The sequence below is a fragment of the Loktanella sp. PT4BL genome, assembly GCF_003201935.1.
In the GTDB taxonomy this organism is placed as follows: Bacteria; Pseudomonadota; Alphaproteobacteria; order Rhodobacterales; family Rhodobacteraceae; genus Yoonia.
The window spans coordinates 65,140-80,875 of the sequence record NZ_QJJL01000003.1 but is presented as its reverse complement, the minus strand read 5'-3'; the positions used below and the strand labels follow the sequence as shown (position 1 = coordinate 80,875).

Sequence of the window (15,736 nt, the reverse complement as noted above, 5' to 3'; positions counted from 1 at the left end):
GACAAGATTTCGCGCACTGCTGAACAGGGGGTTAACGCACCACTTTGCACATTTTTTGCACAAATTGGGCGCTTAGCCTAAATTTTAGGCGGCATAAAAAGGCTCATGCGCCGACTCATCCGCGCTCTACATTCTCAGGCGGGCGGGCTATAGTGCGCAAAAATCAGACCCCAAAGCAGTCAATCGAGCGGATCATGAGTGGAAACGGCAGAAAGCGGCCCCCTTTGGTGGCCGACAAACGCTATACAGCAAAACCTGCGGCCAAGAAGGCCACGGGACAGAGCAAGAAGCCCGCAAAACCGGCGGCCCGGCGCAAGGCAGTGCCCAAGCGAGCCAAGCCGCGCGGCGTGATCGGCTGGATCCTCGCACCGTTTCGCTGGATGATCCGCCTGATCTGGGCCCTGTCTTGGCGGGTGGGTCTTGTCACGGGTCTGATCATCGGGGGCTTTTCGCTTTATTTCGCGTCGCAACTGCCGGATGTTTCAGAGCTGATCGACGGTCGCACACGCGGATCTGTCACGATGACAGATGTGTCGGGCAGTGTTTTCGCGTGGCGCGGCGACCAGTTTGGCGGGATGGTCACAGCTGAAACCGTGTCGCCCTATTTGCACAATGCTGTTGTCGCGACCGAAGACAAACGATTCTACCGCCACTTCGGGATTTCGCCCCGTGGTATCGCCTCGGCCGTGCGGATCAACCTGCGCGAAGGGCGCGGCCCGCTTTCCGGCAACGGGGGGTCCACGATCACACAGCAAACTGCCAAACTGTTGTGTCTCGGCGTACCGTTTGACCCAGCGGTCTGGGAGAGCGAGCGCGCCTATGAGGCCGATTGCCGCCAGTCATCGCTTTGGCGCAAGGCGCGCGAGGCGGTGTTCTCGGTCGGGATGGAAATCAAATACACCAAGGAAGAAATCCTCACGATCTATCTGAACCGCGCCTATCTGGGTGCGGGCAGCCGCGGGTTTGAGGCCGCAGCCCAGCGCTATTTCGGGATTTCCGCAGCCGAGGTAAACCCCGCACAGGCCGCGATGCTGGCCGGATTGCTGACAGCGCCTTCAGCCAATGCCCCCACCCGCAACCTGCAACGTGCCCAAGATCGCGCATCGGTCGTGATCGGCCTGATGGAAGATCAGGACTATCTGACGGCGGAACAGGCGCGCAATGCCCGCCTGAACCCTGCGACACTTTCTGATGCAGCCCGCGCCAGCTCTGGCGGGTTCTTTGCCGATTGGGTGATGGATAGCGGACCGGAGTTCTTTACCCGCAACACGACAGAGGATGTGATCATCCGCACGACACTTGACCAGCGCATTCAGACCGCCGCTGAAGAGGCGCTGTTGCAGGTGTTTGAAAACGAGGTGCGCGAAGGGTCCGAGGCGCAGGCTGCAATTGTCGTGATGTCGGCCGATGGCGCCGTTCGCGCCATGGTGGGCGGTCGCAACATCAGTGCAACAGGCGCGTTCAACCGCGCAACACAAGCTCTGCGGCAAACCGGCTCGGCCTTTAAGCCCTTCATCTATGCTGCCGCGCTTGATCTGGGCATGTCGCCCTATGACATGATCGACGATGCGCCGACGTGCTGGCAGCGGCGCGGCTCGCCCAACTGGTGCCCCGAAAACTATGATCGTGAATTCTTGGGGCCGGTCACGATGGTGGACGCGCTGGCTACCAGCCGCAACATTCCTGCGATCGTGCTGTCCGAAGAAGTCGGCCGCGAACTGGTGCGCAATGTTGCCGCCGGTTTCGGGATCGAGGGCGATCTGGCTGCGGGTCCCGCCTTGGCGCTTGGCGTTTCGGAAAGCACGCTGCTGGATATGACAGGTGCGTTTGCGGGTATTCTCAATGGTGGGTCCGCGGTGACACCTTATGGCCTGACAGAGTTGCGCTTCATGGGCGATGATACCCCGCTTATGGACGCGCAGGACGCAGGCATCGGCGAAAGGATCATCCGCCAAGAGGCCGCGCGCCAACTGACATGGATGATGACAAAGGTTGTCGAGGAAGGCACCGGAACGCGTGCGCGCATTGACGGCTGGCAGATCGCAGCCAAGACCGGCACGACCCAAGGATCACGTGACGCATGGTTTATCGGTTTTACCGGCGATTACGTCACCGGCGTCTGGATGGGTTACGATGACAACCGGCGTCTGACCGGCGTAACGGGCGGCGGCCTGCCTGCCACGATATGGCGCGAAACGATGCAGCGCGTCCTGAGCGGCCAGCAACCCACGCCCCTGCCGATGAGTATTCCGCAACGGCCCTTTGCAACAGGTGTACTTGAAAGCCAGGGCGGCGAAGCACCGGCGCAGGATATCCTGAACCTGCTCGACAGTATCCTGACCGGAACGAACTAGCGGACGGGGGCCTCACACCGGTCATAGCGGAACGCATAGCCGCTCCAGATCATGTAGAGTCCGGTGCCTTGCGCATCGGGCATCAACATCGCGCGCTCGGTCCATGCCTCGCCCTCGCCCGAGCATTGCATCTCGTAGATCGTGGCGTTCATATCCTCGACCTCGACAGGGTTGATCATATGACACTCGACCTCGACGCCGTAGAAGATATTTTCTTCGATCTTGAGCGATCCGCCATCCACACCGACCAGCGCACATTCCGCATTCGCCGTCTGCTTGTAGACGCCATCATAGGGGCTGGCCCAAAGGGCAGCAGGCAGAAAAGCCAGCCCAAAAGAGATATCGGTCAAACTCAATCGCATCAGAGTTGCATCATTGCGCAATTCCGGCCGCTGTTTCAATCTTCGATCTTGCCCAAAGGGCAACAGGACGCACCACCCTGTGCAAAAGGGCGACACTTCGGTTTCCCCAAAACAGCTCAGAGTGACGATTGCGCCCTGCCGGTTTGCTCGCTAGCGTGCGCGCAAATGACAGGAGAACGACCATGAGTGTAATCGAATCCAAACTGGCCGAATTGGGCGTAACATTGCCTGACGCCCCAGCCCCCGCTGCCAACTATGTTCCCTATGTTGTCGCTGGCGACATCGTATATGTCTCAGGCCAGATTTCGGCCAATGCCGATCGGATGATCAAAGGCAAACTTGGCGCCGATATGGAGGCAGAGGCCGGCGCCGATGCGGCCAGAACCTGCGCGATCAGCCTTCTGGCACAACTCAAGGCCGCCTGTGGCGGCGATATCGACCGGTTGGTCCGTGTCGTGAAACTGACAGGTTTCGTGAATTCGACCGCGGATTTCGGCGACCAACCCAAAGTGATCAATGGCGCGTCCGACTTTTTGGTCGCCGCCTTGGGCGACAAGGGCCGTCATGCGCGATCAGCGGTCAGTGCGGCTAGCCTGCCCTTCGGCGTCGCGGTCGAAATCGAAGCGATCTTCCAGATCAAATGACACTGCCTGCGTCCTTCTTTGCCCGCCCCATCACCCACCGCGCCTTGCATGACCGCAAGGCGGGGCGGGTCGAGAACAGCCTCAAATCCATTCAGGCCGCTCTTGATGCCGGATACGGGATCGAAATGGATGTGCAGCTGACCAGCGACGGTCATGCAATGGTATTCCATGACGATACCCTGGATAGATTGACAGCAGAATCGGGGCCAGTGCGTGATCGAACGCGTGCTGCGTTAGAGGAAATCCCACTCACAGATGACGGCGGCACCATTCCGTCGCTGGAGGCCGTGCTGGACTTGGTGGGTGGAAAAGTGCCGCTGCTGATCGAGATCAAGGATCAGGACGGCGCGATGGGCCCCGGTGTGGGGCCGCTCGAAAAGGCCGTGTGTGACGCACTTGCCGACTACACCGGTGATGTGGCGCTCATGTCTTTCAACCCTCATTCTGTGGCCGCTTGCGCGCAATATGCGCCCCACATCCCGCGCGGAATAACGACGTCCAGCTATGAGGCGGTCTTCTGGCCCGAAGTCCCCGAGGCCGTTCGCGACGTCCTGCGCGAAATCCCCGACTACGACCGCGTGGGCGCTTGTTTTATCAGCCACGAATCCACCGATCTTGACCGCCCGCGCGTGGCCGACCTCAAAGCACAAGGGGCGCATATCTTTACATGGACAATCCGCTCTTTTGAGGCTGAAGCAAAGGCACGGCAGATCGTGGATAATGTGACATTCGAGGGCTACTTGGCTTGACGCCGCACCCGATGCACACAAGTTGCAAGGTATGAGCGACGCACCCATCGAAATCACCGCGCACCCGACCATCAACGCGATTGACGCGGCAGAATGGGATGCATGCGCATGTCCCGAGGCAGCAGATGGCCGCCCCGATGATCCGTTTACAACACATCGCTTTCTGAAGGCGTTGGAGGACAGCAGATCGGTTGGCCCCGGCACGGGCTGGCAGCCGCGCTATCTGACCGCGAAACAGGATGACGTCATGATCGCCGTCGCCCCGCTTTATGCCAAAGGGCATAGCCAGGGCGAATATATCTTCGATCACAACTGGGCCCATGCCTATGAAAATGCAGGTGGGCGGTATTACCCGAAACTGCAAATCGCGGTGCCGTTCACCCCGGCCACGGGGCGGCGGTTTCTGACCAAACCGGGGTTTGAGGCGGCGGGCATGTCGGCACTGATCCAAGGGGCGGTGCAGATTGCCGCCGATAACCAACTATCGTCCGTTCATGCCACGTTTTGCACCGAGGCCGAGGCGCTTGCTGGCGCAGAAATGGGCCTGCTGGCCCGCATCGGGCAACAGTTTCACTGGGTAAACGATGGCTACGCCGACTTCGACGCCTTCCTCGGCTCGCTTTCCAGTCGCAAACGCAAGAACATGCGCAAGGAACGCAAAACGGCGAATGATTTCGGCGGCGAGATCGTCTCGCTGACGGGCGACCAGATCAAGCCTGAACATTGGGATGCGTTCTGGGTGTTCTATCAGGACACCGGCAACCGCAAATGGGGCACGCCTTATCTGACGCGGGCGTTTTTCGATTACGCGCAGGAAACGCTCCGCGATGATATGCTGATGGTGCTGGCCCTGCGCGACGGACGGCCCGTGGCAGGGGCACTGAATTTCATCGGGCGCGATACGCTTTACGGGCGCTACTGGGGCTGTATCGAGCACCACGATTGCCTGCATTTCGAGGTCTGTTACTATCGTGCGATCGACTATGCGATCCAACACGGACTGGGCAAGGTCGAGGCCGGTGCGCAGGGCGAACATAAACTCGCACGCGGGTATCTGCCCGTCGCCACCCATTCGCTGCACTGGTTCGGCGACGCAGGATTCAAAGACGCCGTCGCCCGCTACCTTGAGGCCGAGCGCGAAGCGATTGATCACGAAATCGAGGTGCTGACGAGCTATGGCCCGTTCCGCAAATCCAATATGGAGGACCACCAATGACCGACAAACTGACCGCTGCCGAGCACAAAGAACTGATCGAACCACTGCTCGCAAATGGCTGGACGCTCGCCGAGGGCGGTGAGGCGATCCATAAGGAATTCGTCTTTGCCAACTTTGTCGAGGCGTTCGGTTTCATGACACGCGCCGCGATCTGGGCGGAAAAGCTGAACCACCACCCCGAGTGGTTCAATGTCTACAAAACCGTGAAGGTGACCTTGACGACACATGACGCAGATGGCCTAAGCGCGCTGGACGCCAAACTGGGCGCGAAAATGGACCAACTCGCCGGAGGCTAATGTGGAGCAGCTACTCAATACCGTGATCTGGAACGGCAATACGATCGGTGATCTGCTGACGATCCAGTTCCTTGCATCCGCCGTCGGCAGTGTGTTGGCCGTTGTCGCGATCCTGTTCGTGGGCTTTCTGCTGGGCGGCTGGGTGCGCAAGCGCCTGATCGGGCTGGGGCAGTCCTATGCGCATCTGGATATCACGCTGTTCAACTTTCTGGGGAACGTGGCGCGCTATATTGTTATCGGCTTTGCGTTCCTCTTCGTACTCAACACCTTTGGTGTACAGACAACATCGGTTGTCGCGGTCATCGGTGCCGCCGGTCTTGCGATTGGTCTGGCCCTGCAGGGCACGCTGTCGAATGTCGCAGCCGGTGTCATGATTGTGTTCTTCCGCCCCATCAAAATCGGCGATTTCGTCGAGGTGAACGGACAGATGGGCACGGTGAAAGAGATCACGCTGAACTACACAGAACTGGCAGCGGTGAGCAACGTGCAGATCATCATCCCCAACAGTCAGGTCTGGGGCAACACCATCGTGAACTACTCCAGTTATGACACCCGCCGTGCGGAGTGGATTTTTGGTGTAGCCTACGGGGCTGATCTGAAGCTGGCCGAAGAGACAATCCGCGAAACCATCATGTCCGACCCGCGTTCAAAGACCGACCCTGCGCCGTTCATTCAGGTGAACAATCTGGGCGATTTCTCGGTCGATTTTCTGGTGCGCGTGTGGTGTGCAAGCGGCGATTACTTTGCCTATCAGGCCGACATGAAGCGCAAGGTAAAAGAGGCGCTGGACGCAGGCGGCATCGAGATTCCGTTCCCGACACGGACTGTGATGCAAGTGAACGGATAAGAGGCCAAGAGCCGCCGTGCGATTACCGTACACTACGTGCGGTCATCGCGCGCGTTAATGCTCTCTTCTGGTTCGTTGTAGCCGCTGGGATCAAAATCACTCGGATCGTACCCCTCGTCATCCTCGGCGATACCGGTGACATGCGTCGTGCCGGTTTCTTCGTCGTAGACAAGCCCGTATTTCGCGCGGCCCTCTGACTTGTAACGCCGGTACTCATGAATACCTGCATAGATAAACACCAGAATAAAAGGCACAATAAGCGCGATTGCGATCAGTTGGGGTTCCATCAGGATCGGCCTTGCATGCGGAGTGTCATGGTAACGGGCTGCACCGATACGCAGAATGACACTGCCCGCCGATACGGGCAGTGTCGGTGTCGCTTAGTCCAATTGCGCCAGGAGCGTCTCGCCAGCAGAGATTTCACAAACGCCGGGGCCCTCTTCCTCGTTGAGGATTTTCACAACGCCGTCTTCAACCAGCATCGCATAGCGCTTGGAGCGGTCGACAAACCCGACGGGGCCTGCGCTGAAGTTCATGCCGATGGCTTTGGTAAATGCACTTTCCGCGTCAGCCAGCATCGTAATACCGGTCTCGATCGCACGGGTGCTGTCGCCCCATGCTTTCATCACAAACGGATCGTTTACGGACACGCAGATGATTTCATCCACTCCCTTTTCCATGAACGCATCATAGGTCACCATAAAGCTGGGCACGTGCGCGGTTGTGCATGTGCCTGTATAGGCCCCGGGCAAACCAAAGATCACAACTTTGCGCCCTTTTACCTTGTCAGAAAGCTGTACCTGCTGTGGGCCTTCATCGCCCATTACCAGCAATGTTGCATCTGGCAGCGTATCACCTGTCTTGATTGTCATAAATCTCGCCTTTGTTCCGAATTGTCTCTCCGTCGCATTCTCATATAGAGTGCAAAAAGCCAACAGCCAGTCACATAAAGAGGTGAACCCCCATGACGCACGTTGTTATCGTCGGAGCAGGACAGGCAGGTGCATCACTGGCTGCGAAACTGCGCACCGTTGGGTTTGAGGGGGACATCACTCTGATCGGTGCGGAAAAGGTACCGCCCTATCAGCGCCCGCCGCTGTCCAAAGCCTATTTGCTCGGCGAAATGGCCGAAGAACGGCTCTATTTGCGGCCTGCGGCCTTTTATGACGAGCACAGGATCAACTTGCGTCTCGATACCCGCGTGACGGAGATAGATCGCGCGGCGAAAACGATCCGGCTCAGCGACTATACACATCTGTCCTACGATGAGCTTGCCCTGACCACGGGTGCCCATCCGCGCACCCTGCCCGCATCCATTGGCGGCATGCTGGACGGCGTTTTTGCCGTCCGCGATCTGAGCGATGCAGATGCGATGGCCCCTGCGTTCACCGCAGGTAAGCGGGTGCTGATCATCGGCGGCGGGTATATCGGGCTTGAAGCGGCGGCGGTGGCGTCGAAATTGGGGCTACAGGTAACGCTGGTGGAAATGGCGGACCGGATCTTGCAGCGGGTCGCGGCCCCGGCAACGTCCGACTACTTTCGCGCCCTGCACCAAAGCCAGGGGGTTGATATTCGCGAAGGTGTCGGGCTTGAGCGGCTATTGGGCGAAGATCACGTCACCGGTGCGTTGCTGACCGATGGCGCAACGCTGGAGATTGATTTTGCGGTCGTTGGTGTCGGAATTAACCCTGCGAGTATTCTGGCGGAAAGTGCAGGGCTTGACGTGAGCAACGGCATCACGACTGACAGTCACGGGCGCACGTCCGATCCGCATATCTGGGCTGCCGGTGACTGTGCCTCATGCCTGTTTCACGGCCAGACCATCCGGCTTGAAAGCGTCGGCAATGCGATTGATCAGGCCGAAGCAGTAGCGGTGAATATCGCGGGCGGCGATGAACCTTATGTGCCAAAGCCATGGTTCTGGTCTGATCAATATGACTGCAAACTGCAGATCGCAGGGCTGAATTTGGGCTATACGGATGTTTATGTCCGCAAGGGCGACGCGCCCGGTGTGCAATCGCACTGGTATTACAACGGCGACACCCTGCTGGCCGTCGATGCCATGAATGATCCGCGCAACTATATGATCGGCAAGCGTTTGATCGAAGCAGGGCGCAGCCCTGATCCAGCACTAATCACTGATCCCGCAACCGACATGAAAGCCTTGCTGAAACCGTGAGGATCATCGGCGGCACTCATCGCGGCACGGGCTTGGCCTCTGTCGGCCATGGCGATGCGGCCGCGCATTTGCGCCCCACCACGGACCGCGTCCGCGAAAGCCTGTTCAACGTGCTGCAAGGCGGGCGTTTCGGCGATCCGATCAACGGCGCACAGGTGCTTGATCTGTTCGCAGGTACCGGAGCGCTGGGGCTTGAGGCGCTGTCACGCGGAGCGGCACATGTCACATTTGTCGATAACGGGCGCGTGGCGCAGAAACTGATCCGCGAGAATATTGCCAAACTGCGCAGGCAGGACGATACGACGGTTCTCAGCACAGATACCGCGAAGCTGCCACAGGGCACGCCCTGTGCGCTGGTCTTTCTTGATCCGCCCTATGATCAGAACCTTGGCGGCAAGGCGCTGGCCGCGGCAAAGGCCGCAGGGTGGCTTGCCCCTGACGCCCTGATCGTCTGGGAGGAAAGCCGCGCGCAGATTGCACCGCAGGGGTTCACCACATTGGATCAGCGACGCTATGGCGACACATGGGTCACGTTCCTACGTCATAACGCCTGACACAAAACGCTTTGCCTGCCTAAAGCACCTCGGCTGGCGCCACCCACCAATCCATTTTGGCGACCTGAACGATGCGCGCCACCTGACGCGCGGTGGCCATATCTTTGACCAGTCCAAAACACGTAGCCCCTGACCCCGACATGCCCGCGACTGATACCGCAGGCAGGGACCGGAGCTTGGCAATCGCCTCGGTGATCTGGGGGGCGATGGTTTCGGCGGGGGCTTGCAGGTCGTTTCGCTGCGCCAAGAGCCAGCGGACAAAACCGTCATAGTCGAGTGAGGCGGGCAGTGGCATCATCGGGCTGCCTTGTTTCGTGGCAAGGCCCTGAAACACCGGACCCGTCGGCACCTCGACAGAAGGGCGTACCAAGACCAGCGCACAGGATGGCAATTGCGCGACCGGCGACAGCACATCACCGATCCCTGACATGCGCAGTGGGCGCGGTGATGACACGCAGACAGGCACATCCGCGCCAAGCGCCACGACCTCGGGCATCATGGCGGGAAGCGGCGCGACGTCCCAAAGCTCTGCCAACATCGCGAGCGTCGTCGCGGCATCCGATGACCCGCTGCCGATGCCTGCCGCGTGGGGCAGATGCTTTTCCAACGTCAGAGAGGCCCCTTTTGTGACACCCCGTGCTGCGCGCAGCACCTCTGCGGCACGCAGCATCAGATTTGTATGGTCTGTGGGCACGCCGGTCGAAAAAGGACCGCTCACAGAGATCCGCAAATCCGAAGCAATCGTCGCGCTAAGCTGATCTGCTACACCCGCGAAGACCACCAGACTATCCAGCAGATGATAGCCATCGTCCCGCTGTCCGGTGACATGCAGGGTCAGGTTGACCTTGGCGGGGGCGCTGGCCCTAATCGTCGCCACTGGCAACCCGAATGGGGGCGCGCCCCTCATCGACCAAAACCAGATCTAACCCACGCTTCAACTTGTCACGGATACGCAAGGCCTCGTCAGCCTCGGGATCGAACGAAAGGGCGCGATGCCACTGGAACCGCGCTTCGGTCTCGCGGCCAACCGCCCAGAATGCGTCTCCCAGATGATCATTGATCACAGGATCCACCGGTTCGAGCGAGGCGGCCCGTTCGAGATGGAAAACCGCCTCTTCATACCGGCCCAGTTGGAAATAGACCCACCCCAGACTATCCACTATAGCGCCGTTATCAGGCCGCTCTGCAGCCGCTGTTTCAATCATCTCCAGCGCTTCATCCAGCTTTTCGCCACGTTCCACCAGCGAATACCCAAGATAGTTCAGAACCTGCGGGTGATCGGGGCGCAACGCCAGTGCCGCACGGAAATCTGCCTCGGCATCTGGCCATTCATCCATGCGGTGATAGGAAATGCCCCTTGTATAATACACGAACCAGCGCGGATTCTGGCCTTCGTCATAGAGATCCAGTGCGGTGGAGTACGCGGCGATTGCCTCGTCATAGCGCTCCGCCTGCCGCAAGGTATCGCCTTTGGTGGCATAGACTTCAGGCAATTCGGGGTGACTACGCGTCAGAGCCTCAAGCACTTCGATCGCCGCATCCTGCCTGCCAGCGGCACGCAGCACTTCGGCCCGGCCCAGTTCAGCGGCCGAAAAAGAGGGATCGTCGCGCGCCACAGATGCAAAAGCGGTATTGGCAAGATCATGCTGTTCAAGTTCTTCAAGCAAACGCGCTGTCATAAGAACCGCAGCGGTATTTTCAGGCCAAAGGTAACTTGCCGCACGGGCGTACATCAGCGTGAATGGTGCCGGTGCGTCTTCCTGCACGATCCCCGCAATAACATGGCAGAGATCGCCGAGCCCTTGCGCAGGTGTGCGCACGGCGGTGTAGGCCACAGCTTCCTCCGCGGCGATCCTGGCGCGTAAATCGGCAATGCCGGGATCAAGCTGATCGCCAAAGACACCGTCGATGATCGCGAGCGCATCGTCATTGCGTTCAAGCTGGCTCAGGATTTGTGCGTGGGCGATGGCACTTTGGCGGCTGTAACGCATTCCCCCCGGGACCTGGCCCGAGAAAATGGCATCGGCGCCTTCGAAATCGCCCACAGAGGCCAGCGCATAGGCCTTGTGTGTCAGCCCATAAATCATCATGCCCTCTGCGGCAATCACCGCATCAAAGCTCTCGGTGGCGCGGGTCATGTCGCCCTCGCCCAGATAGGCCCAAGCCTTGGCCAGACCATCCACCAACGGTCCGACAGAGCGGCCCGCTTCAAGCGTGTCGAGAACACCCTGCCAGTTGCCCGCTTTGGCGCTGGATATCATCAAAGTCAGGTTGGCGACCTGGCTTTCGTACCCGCGTGCCGCGATATTTTCCGCAATCGGCAGCGCCCGTTCGATATCGCCCAAGGCGATAAAGGCGGTCATTGTATTTTCAAGCAGTGCCGGTTCAGCAGGATCAGAAATCAAAGCGCGAGACAAACGCCGCGACGCTTCGGCAAAGTCATTCGCCTGCAGGGCCTGCCGCGCCGCAAGGTAAGATCCTGCATCGGGATCTGCGAAACCCGGACCGCAGCCCAAAATGGCGACGGCCGTAATCGCGCCGAAAAATGATCTTTTCACTACAGTCAAACCTGAACCTCTATTGCTGTTATCGCACCCTAAGCAGGGAAAGGCTTGCATGCAAACGGCACAAAGTAAGGGTGGCAAATTGTTGCGGGTCAGTCGGGGAGAACCGGAAGGTACAAAATGTCGGGAAACAAGAAGACAGGCCATTACGGCCCGCCTGCTCGCCCTGCCAAGACTGCTCGCACACGCCTATTAAATATAGCGCTTCACGTTAGCAGTGACACTAAGGATAAGGTGATTCGCAGTCAAGTAACTGATTCGCGAATCGATCAACTTGTCGGAGCGTAAACCCGGCAGAGCGGATCGACGGGGACAGGGCTGACCAGAAATGGTGTTTCCGGCGGCATGCCGCTTTCTTCAACCCACCGCCCGTTGAGGCAAAAATCCTGCGCGTAGTTGCCAAGGTTGAACCCGAAACCGGGGTTGCCACAGTCCGTCGCCGTGCCGTCGGCGTTCCATGCCTGAGACACACCAAGACCCATTTCACCCGGCGTCAGAAAAACGCTGCGCGCGGTATCATAGTTAAGAAACCAGCTCGCACCCTCTCGCATTGTGTCGATGTCCCATTTGCCCAAAAGCCGCTGGTCCTGGTATCCGGCAATCCGGAACAGGGTGACATCATCTTGCGTGATCAGGGGTTTGTTCAGTGCGGCCGGCGTGATCGACATCTGTCCGGTCATTGTGTAGCCGTTCGCCCCTTGCCAGCAGAAATAGAAATCTGCCGCCTTGGCAGAATTCGCCAACAATGAAAGCGCAACAGCAACACCTCTGATCAACCGCTATTCTCCCGCATGACATGCCCCGCCAGATAGAGCGATCCGCAGATCAGGATCCGTGCGTCGGGCGCATCCTGCTTGATCGCGACGATTGCCTCTTGAACACTGTCGGCAATGCGGGCAGGTAGTCCAACCTTTTCCGCCTCTGCAGCGGTTGTCGCCGCAGGCAATGTGGCTTTCTCGCCGGGAATTGACAGGGCGGTCAGCGATGTCGCGACACCGGCCAAAGGGCGTAGGTAGCCGCCAATATCCTTGGTGTTCAGCATCCCGCAGATCAGATGCGTCGGACGCGACGGCTGGGCCCGCAGGGTCTCGGCCAGCGCCTGCCCTGCCGCGGGGTTGTGCCCACCATCAAGCCAAAGCTCGGCGGGTGCCGCCAGAGCGACCAAGGGCCCTTCTGTCAGCTTCTCCATCCGCGCAGGCCAATACGCGCGGGTCACTGCCGCCTCGCATGCGGTTTCGTCTTTGCCCAGTGCGCGCAATGCGGCAATTGCCGCCCCTGCGTTCATGACCTGATGCGGGCCGGGCAGGTTTGGCAACGGCAGGTCCAACAGGCCACGCTCATCCTGATAGATCAGCCGGTCGCGCTCGACACTCACATGCCAGTGCTGGCCATAGGCGAGAAGCGGCGCGCCGAGCGCTGCCGCCTTTGCTTCGATCACATCCATGCTTTCGTCATGCTGCGGACCAACGACACAAGGCACGCCACGCTTGATGATGCCCGCCTTTTCGCCCGCAATCGCGGCCAGCGTATCACCCAGATATTGCTGGTGGTCCAAATCGACCGGCGTGATAATCGTGATAGCTGGGTCTGCGATCACATTGGTCGCATCCAGACGACCGCCAAGACCGACTTCAAGCAATATGTAATCCGCAGGCGTTTCCGCGAAAGCAAGAAGCGCTGCAACTGTTGTGATCTCGAAATAGGTGATCGGATCGGGGCCGTTCGCTACATAGCAACGGTCCAGCACCTCCGTGAGCACCTCTTCCGTGATCAGCGTTCCTGCAAGCCGGATCCGTTCGTGAAAGCGCGCCAGATGCGGAGACGTATAGGCATGCACGGTTGAACCGCCCGCCTCCAATCCTGCACGGATCATGGCCTGGGTCGATCCTTTGCCATTCGTACCCGCCACGTGGATCACGGGGGGCAAACGGTCTTGGGGGTTGCCCACGGCCGCCAGCAGGCGCCACACACGATCCAGGGTCAGATCGATGACCTTGGGGTGCAAGGCCATCATCCGTTCAAGGATCGCGTCCGAGGTCCGGCTCACTTGGCCTCTTCTTCCGCCGCAGCGGTTTCCTCGGTGGCTTCCGGCTTGATCTCTGGTGCGGGCAGATCACCCTTCACCGGTGGGTCCTGCCGCATCAACAGGCGCACGATGGTTACCAGCTCATCCTTCAGTTCGGTCCGCTTTGTCACGCGGTCCAACATGCCGTGATCCAGCAGATATTCCGCACGCTGGAAACCTTCGGGCAGTTTTTCACCGATGGTTTGCTCGATCACCCGCGCACCGGCAAAGCCGATCAACGCATTCGGTTCGGCAATCTGCACATCACCCAGCATCGCGTAGGATGCGGTCACGCCGCCCGTCGTCGGGTGCGTCAGGACCACGATATAAGGCAGCCCGGCCTCTTTGAGCATCTGCACAGCGATAGTGGTGCGAGGCATTTGCATCAGGCCAAGGATACCCTCCTGCATACGCGCACCGCCCGCAGCAGAAAACAGGATCAACGGGCATTTCAGCGCAATGGCGCGTTCTGCGGCAGCAACAATCGCGTTGCCGACATACATCGACATTGATCCGCCCATGAAGGAAAAGTCCTGCACCGCAACAACAACCTGCGTGCGGCCCATTTCGCCTTCGGCGACCAGCATCGCATCTTTCTCGCCGGTTTTCTTGCGGGCTTCCTTGATGCGGTCGGTATAGCGTTTCTGGTCGCGAAAATGCAGCGGGTCTGCTGTGGGTTCAGGCACCGCAACCTCGACAAAGACGCCGCCATCAAAGATGGACCGCAAGCGGTCACGTGCGCCAATCGCCATATGATGATCGCAGTTGGTGCAGACATTCAGGTTATCCGCCAACTCGCGGTGAAAGAGCATCGTGCCGCAGTCATCACATTTCGTCCACAGATTGTCCGGCACCTCGCGGCGTGAAAACAGCGAGTTGATCGTGGGGCGAACGTAGTTGGTAATCCAGTTCATAAGTGCGGCCTTTAAGGTCTGTTCACGGTCTGAAATATGACGCCACGTCGCGAAATGCAATCAGCGCCGGAGCGCAATTCGTGCCGCAAGCCACATGATCAGGACCGAGGTCAGCATTGTCAGCAACTGAAACACGATCCACGGCGACAAGAGTGCCTCTATGCCATAAGCATAAAGTGCCGGGTCCTCATAGGGATAAAGGAAAAGCGCCAGCCCGGATGAGGGCCAGCCCTGCACCCCGACGACAAGCAGTGCAAAGACATTGTTCGCCATGTGCAGACCAATCGCAGCCCCCAGGTTACCGGTGCGCGCGGTCAGATCGGCACAAGCGATGCCCAGCGCAGTGGCCCAGATCGCCCAGAGCACCCCTTCGGCAGCCCCGTTGCCATTCCAGAAATGCAATGCCCCGAACATCACGGACGGCAGGACCATCCACGCCCATGGGCTATTCGAGATGCAGGCGCATTGTTGTTGCAGGTAGCCGCGAAAGAACATCTCTTCAGTGCCGACCTGTATCAGCACCGCCACCAAAGCGAGCGGGATGAGTGACGCCCAGACCCCGAAATCGCGTACCTCGGCCAGATCGGCGGGGTTGATCCATGGCGGCAGAAACTCGAACACAAAGAGCCAGATCGCCACCGCCCTGCCAACGCGGATCAGATCGCGCCTGGCCGCGTGCGCTGGTCCGATCAACGACCAGAACCCGCGGCCGTGCAACAGCCGGAGCAGCACCAGAAATCCGATGGCAGAAATTCCGAAGGACGCAAACTGCGCCAGCGTGCCAAAAGCTGTCGTGCCCTCATAGAACGCATCGACTGCCGCGTCGCTGGGTAGAAATGCCGTAAAGATCGTCGGTGACACCGCGAAAACAATCTCGAAACAGACGATCATCACAAGGATGCGCCACGTCTCGCGCGCGGCCCAAGCGGGTCTGATAAAACTGCGGTGGGCTTCGTAGGGATGGCGCATGGCGTGACCCTAGCGCAGTTACC

The 15,736-nt window shown here is 59.3% G+C and carries 17 protein-coding genes; 8 read left to right on the top strand and 9 right to left on the bottom strand.

The features are described 5' to 3' along the window. Positions 1–194: 194 nt before the first annotated feature. The gene (locus C7964_RS10085) at positions 195–2,354 is read left to right on the top strand and encodes a transglycosylase domain-containing protein (RefSeq protein ID WP_110279556.1); all 2,160 of its coding nucleotides are present in this window, start codon (positions 195–197) and stop codon (positions 2,352–2,354) included. On the opposite strand, the gene C7964_RS10080 is transcribed toward C7964_RS10085, so the two are convergent. Then, on the bottom strand, positions 2,351–2,755 hold the full coding sequence (locus tag C7964_RS10080; RefSeq protein ID WP_286163889.1) for a hypothetical protein: 405 nt from the start codon (positions 2,753–2,755) through the stop codon (positions 2,351–2,353). The two genes, C7964_RS10085 and C7964_RS10080, sit on opposite strands and share 4 nt — an antisense overlap. A 143-nt stretch (positions 2,756–2,898) precedes the next feature. Between C7964_RS10080 and C7964_RS10075 the strand changes: the two genes are divergently transcribed. The 5 genes from C7964_RS10075 to C7964_RS10055 are packed head-to-tail and all read left to right on the top strand — an operon-like array spanning position 2,899 to position 6,468. Next, positions 2,899–3,360: a RidA family protein gene (locus C7964_RS10075; RefSeq protein ID WP_110279555.1), complete on the top strand. Its 462-nt coding sequence runs from the start codon at positions 2,899–2,901 to the stop codon at positions 3,358–3,360. After that, positions 3,357–4,109: a glycerophosphodiester phosphodiesterase family protein gene (locus C7964_RS10070; protein WP_110279554.1), complete on the top strand. Its 753-nt coding sequence runs from the start codon at positions 3,357–3,359 to the stop codon at positions 4,107–4,109. Before C7964_RS10075 ends, C7964_RS10070 begins: the two co-directional genes overlap by 4 nt. A 31-nt stretch (positions 4,110–4,140) precedes the next feature. After that, positions 4,141–5,325 (top strand): GNAT family N-acetyltransferase, encoded by a 1,185-nt coding sequence (locus tag C7964_RS10065; protein WP_110279553.1) that lies wholly within the window; start codon positions 4,141–4,143, stop codon positions 5,323–5,325. Continuing rightward, on the top strand, positions 5,322–5,621 hold the full coding sequence (locus C7964_RS10060) for a 4a-hydroxytetrahydrobiopterin dehydratase (RefSeq protein WP_110279552.1): 300 nt from the start codon (positions 5,322–5,324) through the stop codon (positions 5,619–5,621). The genes C7964_RS10065 and C7964_RS10060 overlap by 4 nt, the downstream gene beginning before the upstream one ends. A 1-nt stretch (position 5,622) precedes the next feature. Continuing rightward, a complete protein-coding gene (locus tag C7964_RS10055) occupies positions 5,623–6,468 on the top strand; it encodes a mechanosensitive ion channel family protein (RefSeq protein WP_110279551.1) in 846 nt (281 codons plus the stop codon). A gap of 32 nt (positions 6,469–6,500) precedes the next feature. On the opposite strand, the gene C7964_RS10050 is transcribed toward C7964_RS10055, so the two are convergent. Further along, positions 6,501–6,755, bottom strand: a complete 255-nt coding sequence (locus C7964_RS10050) for a hypothetical protein (protein ID WP_110279550.1) — start codon at positions 6,753–6,755, stop codon at positions 6,501–6,503. A gap of 93 nt (positions 6,756–6,848) precedes the next feature. Then, positions 6,849–7,340, bottom strand: coding sequence for a peroxiredoxin (locus C7964_RS10045; protein WP_110279549.1), 492 nt, complete (start codon positions 7,338–7,340; stop codon positions 6,849–6,851). A 92-nt stretch (positions 7,341–7,432) separates the two neighbouring features. Here C7964_RS10045 and C7964_RS10040 point away from each other — a divergent pair, with 92 nt between their 5' ends. Both C7964_RS10040 and rsmD read left to right on the top strand, forming a co-directional pair. Beyond that, entirely contained in the window at positions 7,433–8,647 is a 1,215-nt protein-coding gene (locus tag C7964_RS10040) for an NAD(P)/FAD-dependent oxidoreductase (protein WP_110279548.1), read from the top strand. Next, complete coding sequence (gene rsmD, locus C7964_RS10035; RefSeq protein ID WP_110279547.1) at positions 8,644–9,201, top strand: 16S rRNA (guanine(966)-N(2))-methyltransferase RsmD; 558 nt, start codon at positions 8,644–8,646, stop codon at positions 9,199–9,201. Before C7964_RS10040 ends, rsmD begins: the two co-directional genes overlap by 4 nt. Before the next feature lie 19 nt (positions 9,202–9,220). On the opposite strand, the gene C7964_RS10030 is transcribed toward rsmD, so the two are convergent. From C7964_RS10030 to C7964_RS10005, 6 genes are all read right to left on the bottom strand, one after another. Then, a complete protein-coding gene (locus C7964_RS10030; protein ID WP_110279546.1) occupies positions 9,221–10,078 on the bottom strand; it encodes a 4-(cytidine 5'-diphospho)-2-C-methyl-D-erythritol kinase in 858 nt (285 codons plus the stop codon). Then, positions 10,065–11,759 carry a tetratricopeptide repeat protein gene (locus tag C7964_RS10025; protein WP_286163887.1) on the bottom strand — a complete coding sequence of 565 codons (1,695 nt, stop codon included), beginning with the start codon at positions 11,757–11,759 and terminating at the stop codon, positions 10,065–10,067. The genes C7964_RS10030 and C7964_RS10025 overlap by 14 nt, the downstream gene beginning before the upstream one ends. A gap of 275 nt (positions 11,760–12,034) precedes the next feature. Continuing rightward, the gene (locus C7964_RS10020; protein WP_110279544.1) at positions 12,035–12,541 is read right to left on the bottom strand and encodes a hypothetical protein; all 507 of its coding nucleotides are present in this window, start codon (positions 12,539–12,541) and stop codon (positions 12,035–12,037) included. Then, a complete protein-coding gene (locus tag C7964_RS10015) occupies positions 12,538–13,779 on the bottom strand; it encodes a bifunctional folylpolyglutamate synthase/dihydrofolate synthase (RefSeq protein WP_110280224.1) in 1,242 nt (413 codons plus the stop codon). The genes C7964_RS10020 and C7964_RS10015 overlap by 4 nt, the downstream gene beginning before the upstream one ends. 29 nt (positions 13,780–13,808) lie before the next feature. Beyond that, a complete protein-coding gene (gene accD / locus C7964_RS10010) occupies positions 13,809–14,744 on the bottom strand; it encodes an acetyl-CoA carboxylase, carboxyltransferase subunit beta (protein WP_110279543.1) in 936 nt (311 codons plus the stop codon). A 60-nt stretch (positions 14,745–14,804) separates the two neighbouring features. Beyond that, positions 14,805–15,713 carry a CPBP family intramembrane glutamic endopeptidase gene (locus C7964_RS10005; RefSeq protein WP_110279542.1) on the bottom strand — a complete coding sequence of 303 codons (909 nt, stop codon included), beginning with the start codon at positions 15,711–15,713 and terminating at the stop codon, positions 14,805–14,807. Between the last annotated feature and the right edge of the window lie 23 nt (positions 15,714–15,736).

Coding starts and splice junctions, on each gene's coding strand:
- C7964_RS10015 (WP_110280224.1), bottom strand. CDS start 13,779: ATGATGGCCTTGCACCCCAAGGTCATCGATCTGACCCTGGATCGTGTG.
- accD (WP_110279543.1), bottom strand. CDS start 14,744: ATGAACTGGATTACCAACTACGTTCGCCCCACGATCAACTCGCTGTTT.
- C7964_RS10045 (WP_110279549.1), bottom strand. CDS start 7,340: ATGACAATCAAGACAGGTGATACGCTGCCAGATGCAACATTGCTGGTA.
- C7964_RS10070 (WP_110279554.1), top strand. CDS start 3,357: ATGACACTGCCTGCGTCCTTCTTTGCCCGCCCCATCACCCACCGCGCC.
- C7964_RS10065 (WP_110279553.1), top strand. CDS start 4,141: ATGAGCGACGCACCCATCGAAATCACCGCGCACCCGACCATCAACGCG.
- C7964_RS10060 (WP_110279552.1), top strand. CDS start 5,322: ATGACCGACAAACTGACCGCTGCCGAGCACAAAGAACTGATCGAACCA.
- C7964_RS10085 (WP_110279556.1), top strand. CDS start 195: ATGAGTGGAAACGGCAGAAAGCGGCCCCCTTTGGTGGCCGACAAACGC.
- C7964_RS10040 (WP_110279548.1), top strand. CDS start 7,433: ATGACGCACGTTGTTATCGTCGGAGCAGGACAGGCAGGTGCATCACTG.
- C7964_RS10075 (WP_110279555.1), top strand. CDS start 2,899: ATGAGTGTAATCGAATCCAAACTGGCCGAATTGGGCGTAACATTGCCT.
- C7964_RS10005 (WP_110279542.1), bottom strand. CDS start 15,713: ATGCGCCATCCCTACGAAGCCCACCGCAGTTTTATCAGACCCGCTTGG.
- C7964_RS10050 (WP_110279550.1), bottom strand. CDS start 6,755: ATGGAACCCCAACTGATCGCAATCGCGCTTATTGTGCCTTTTATTCTG.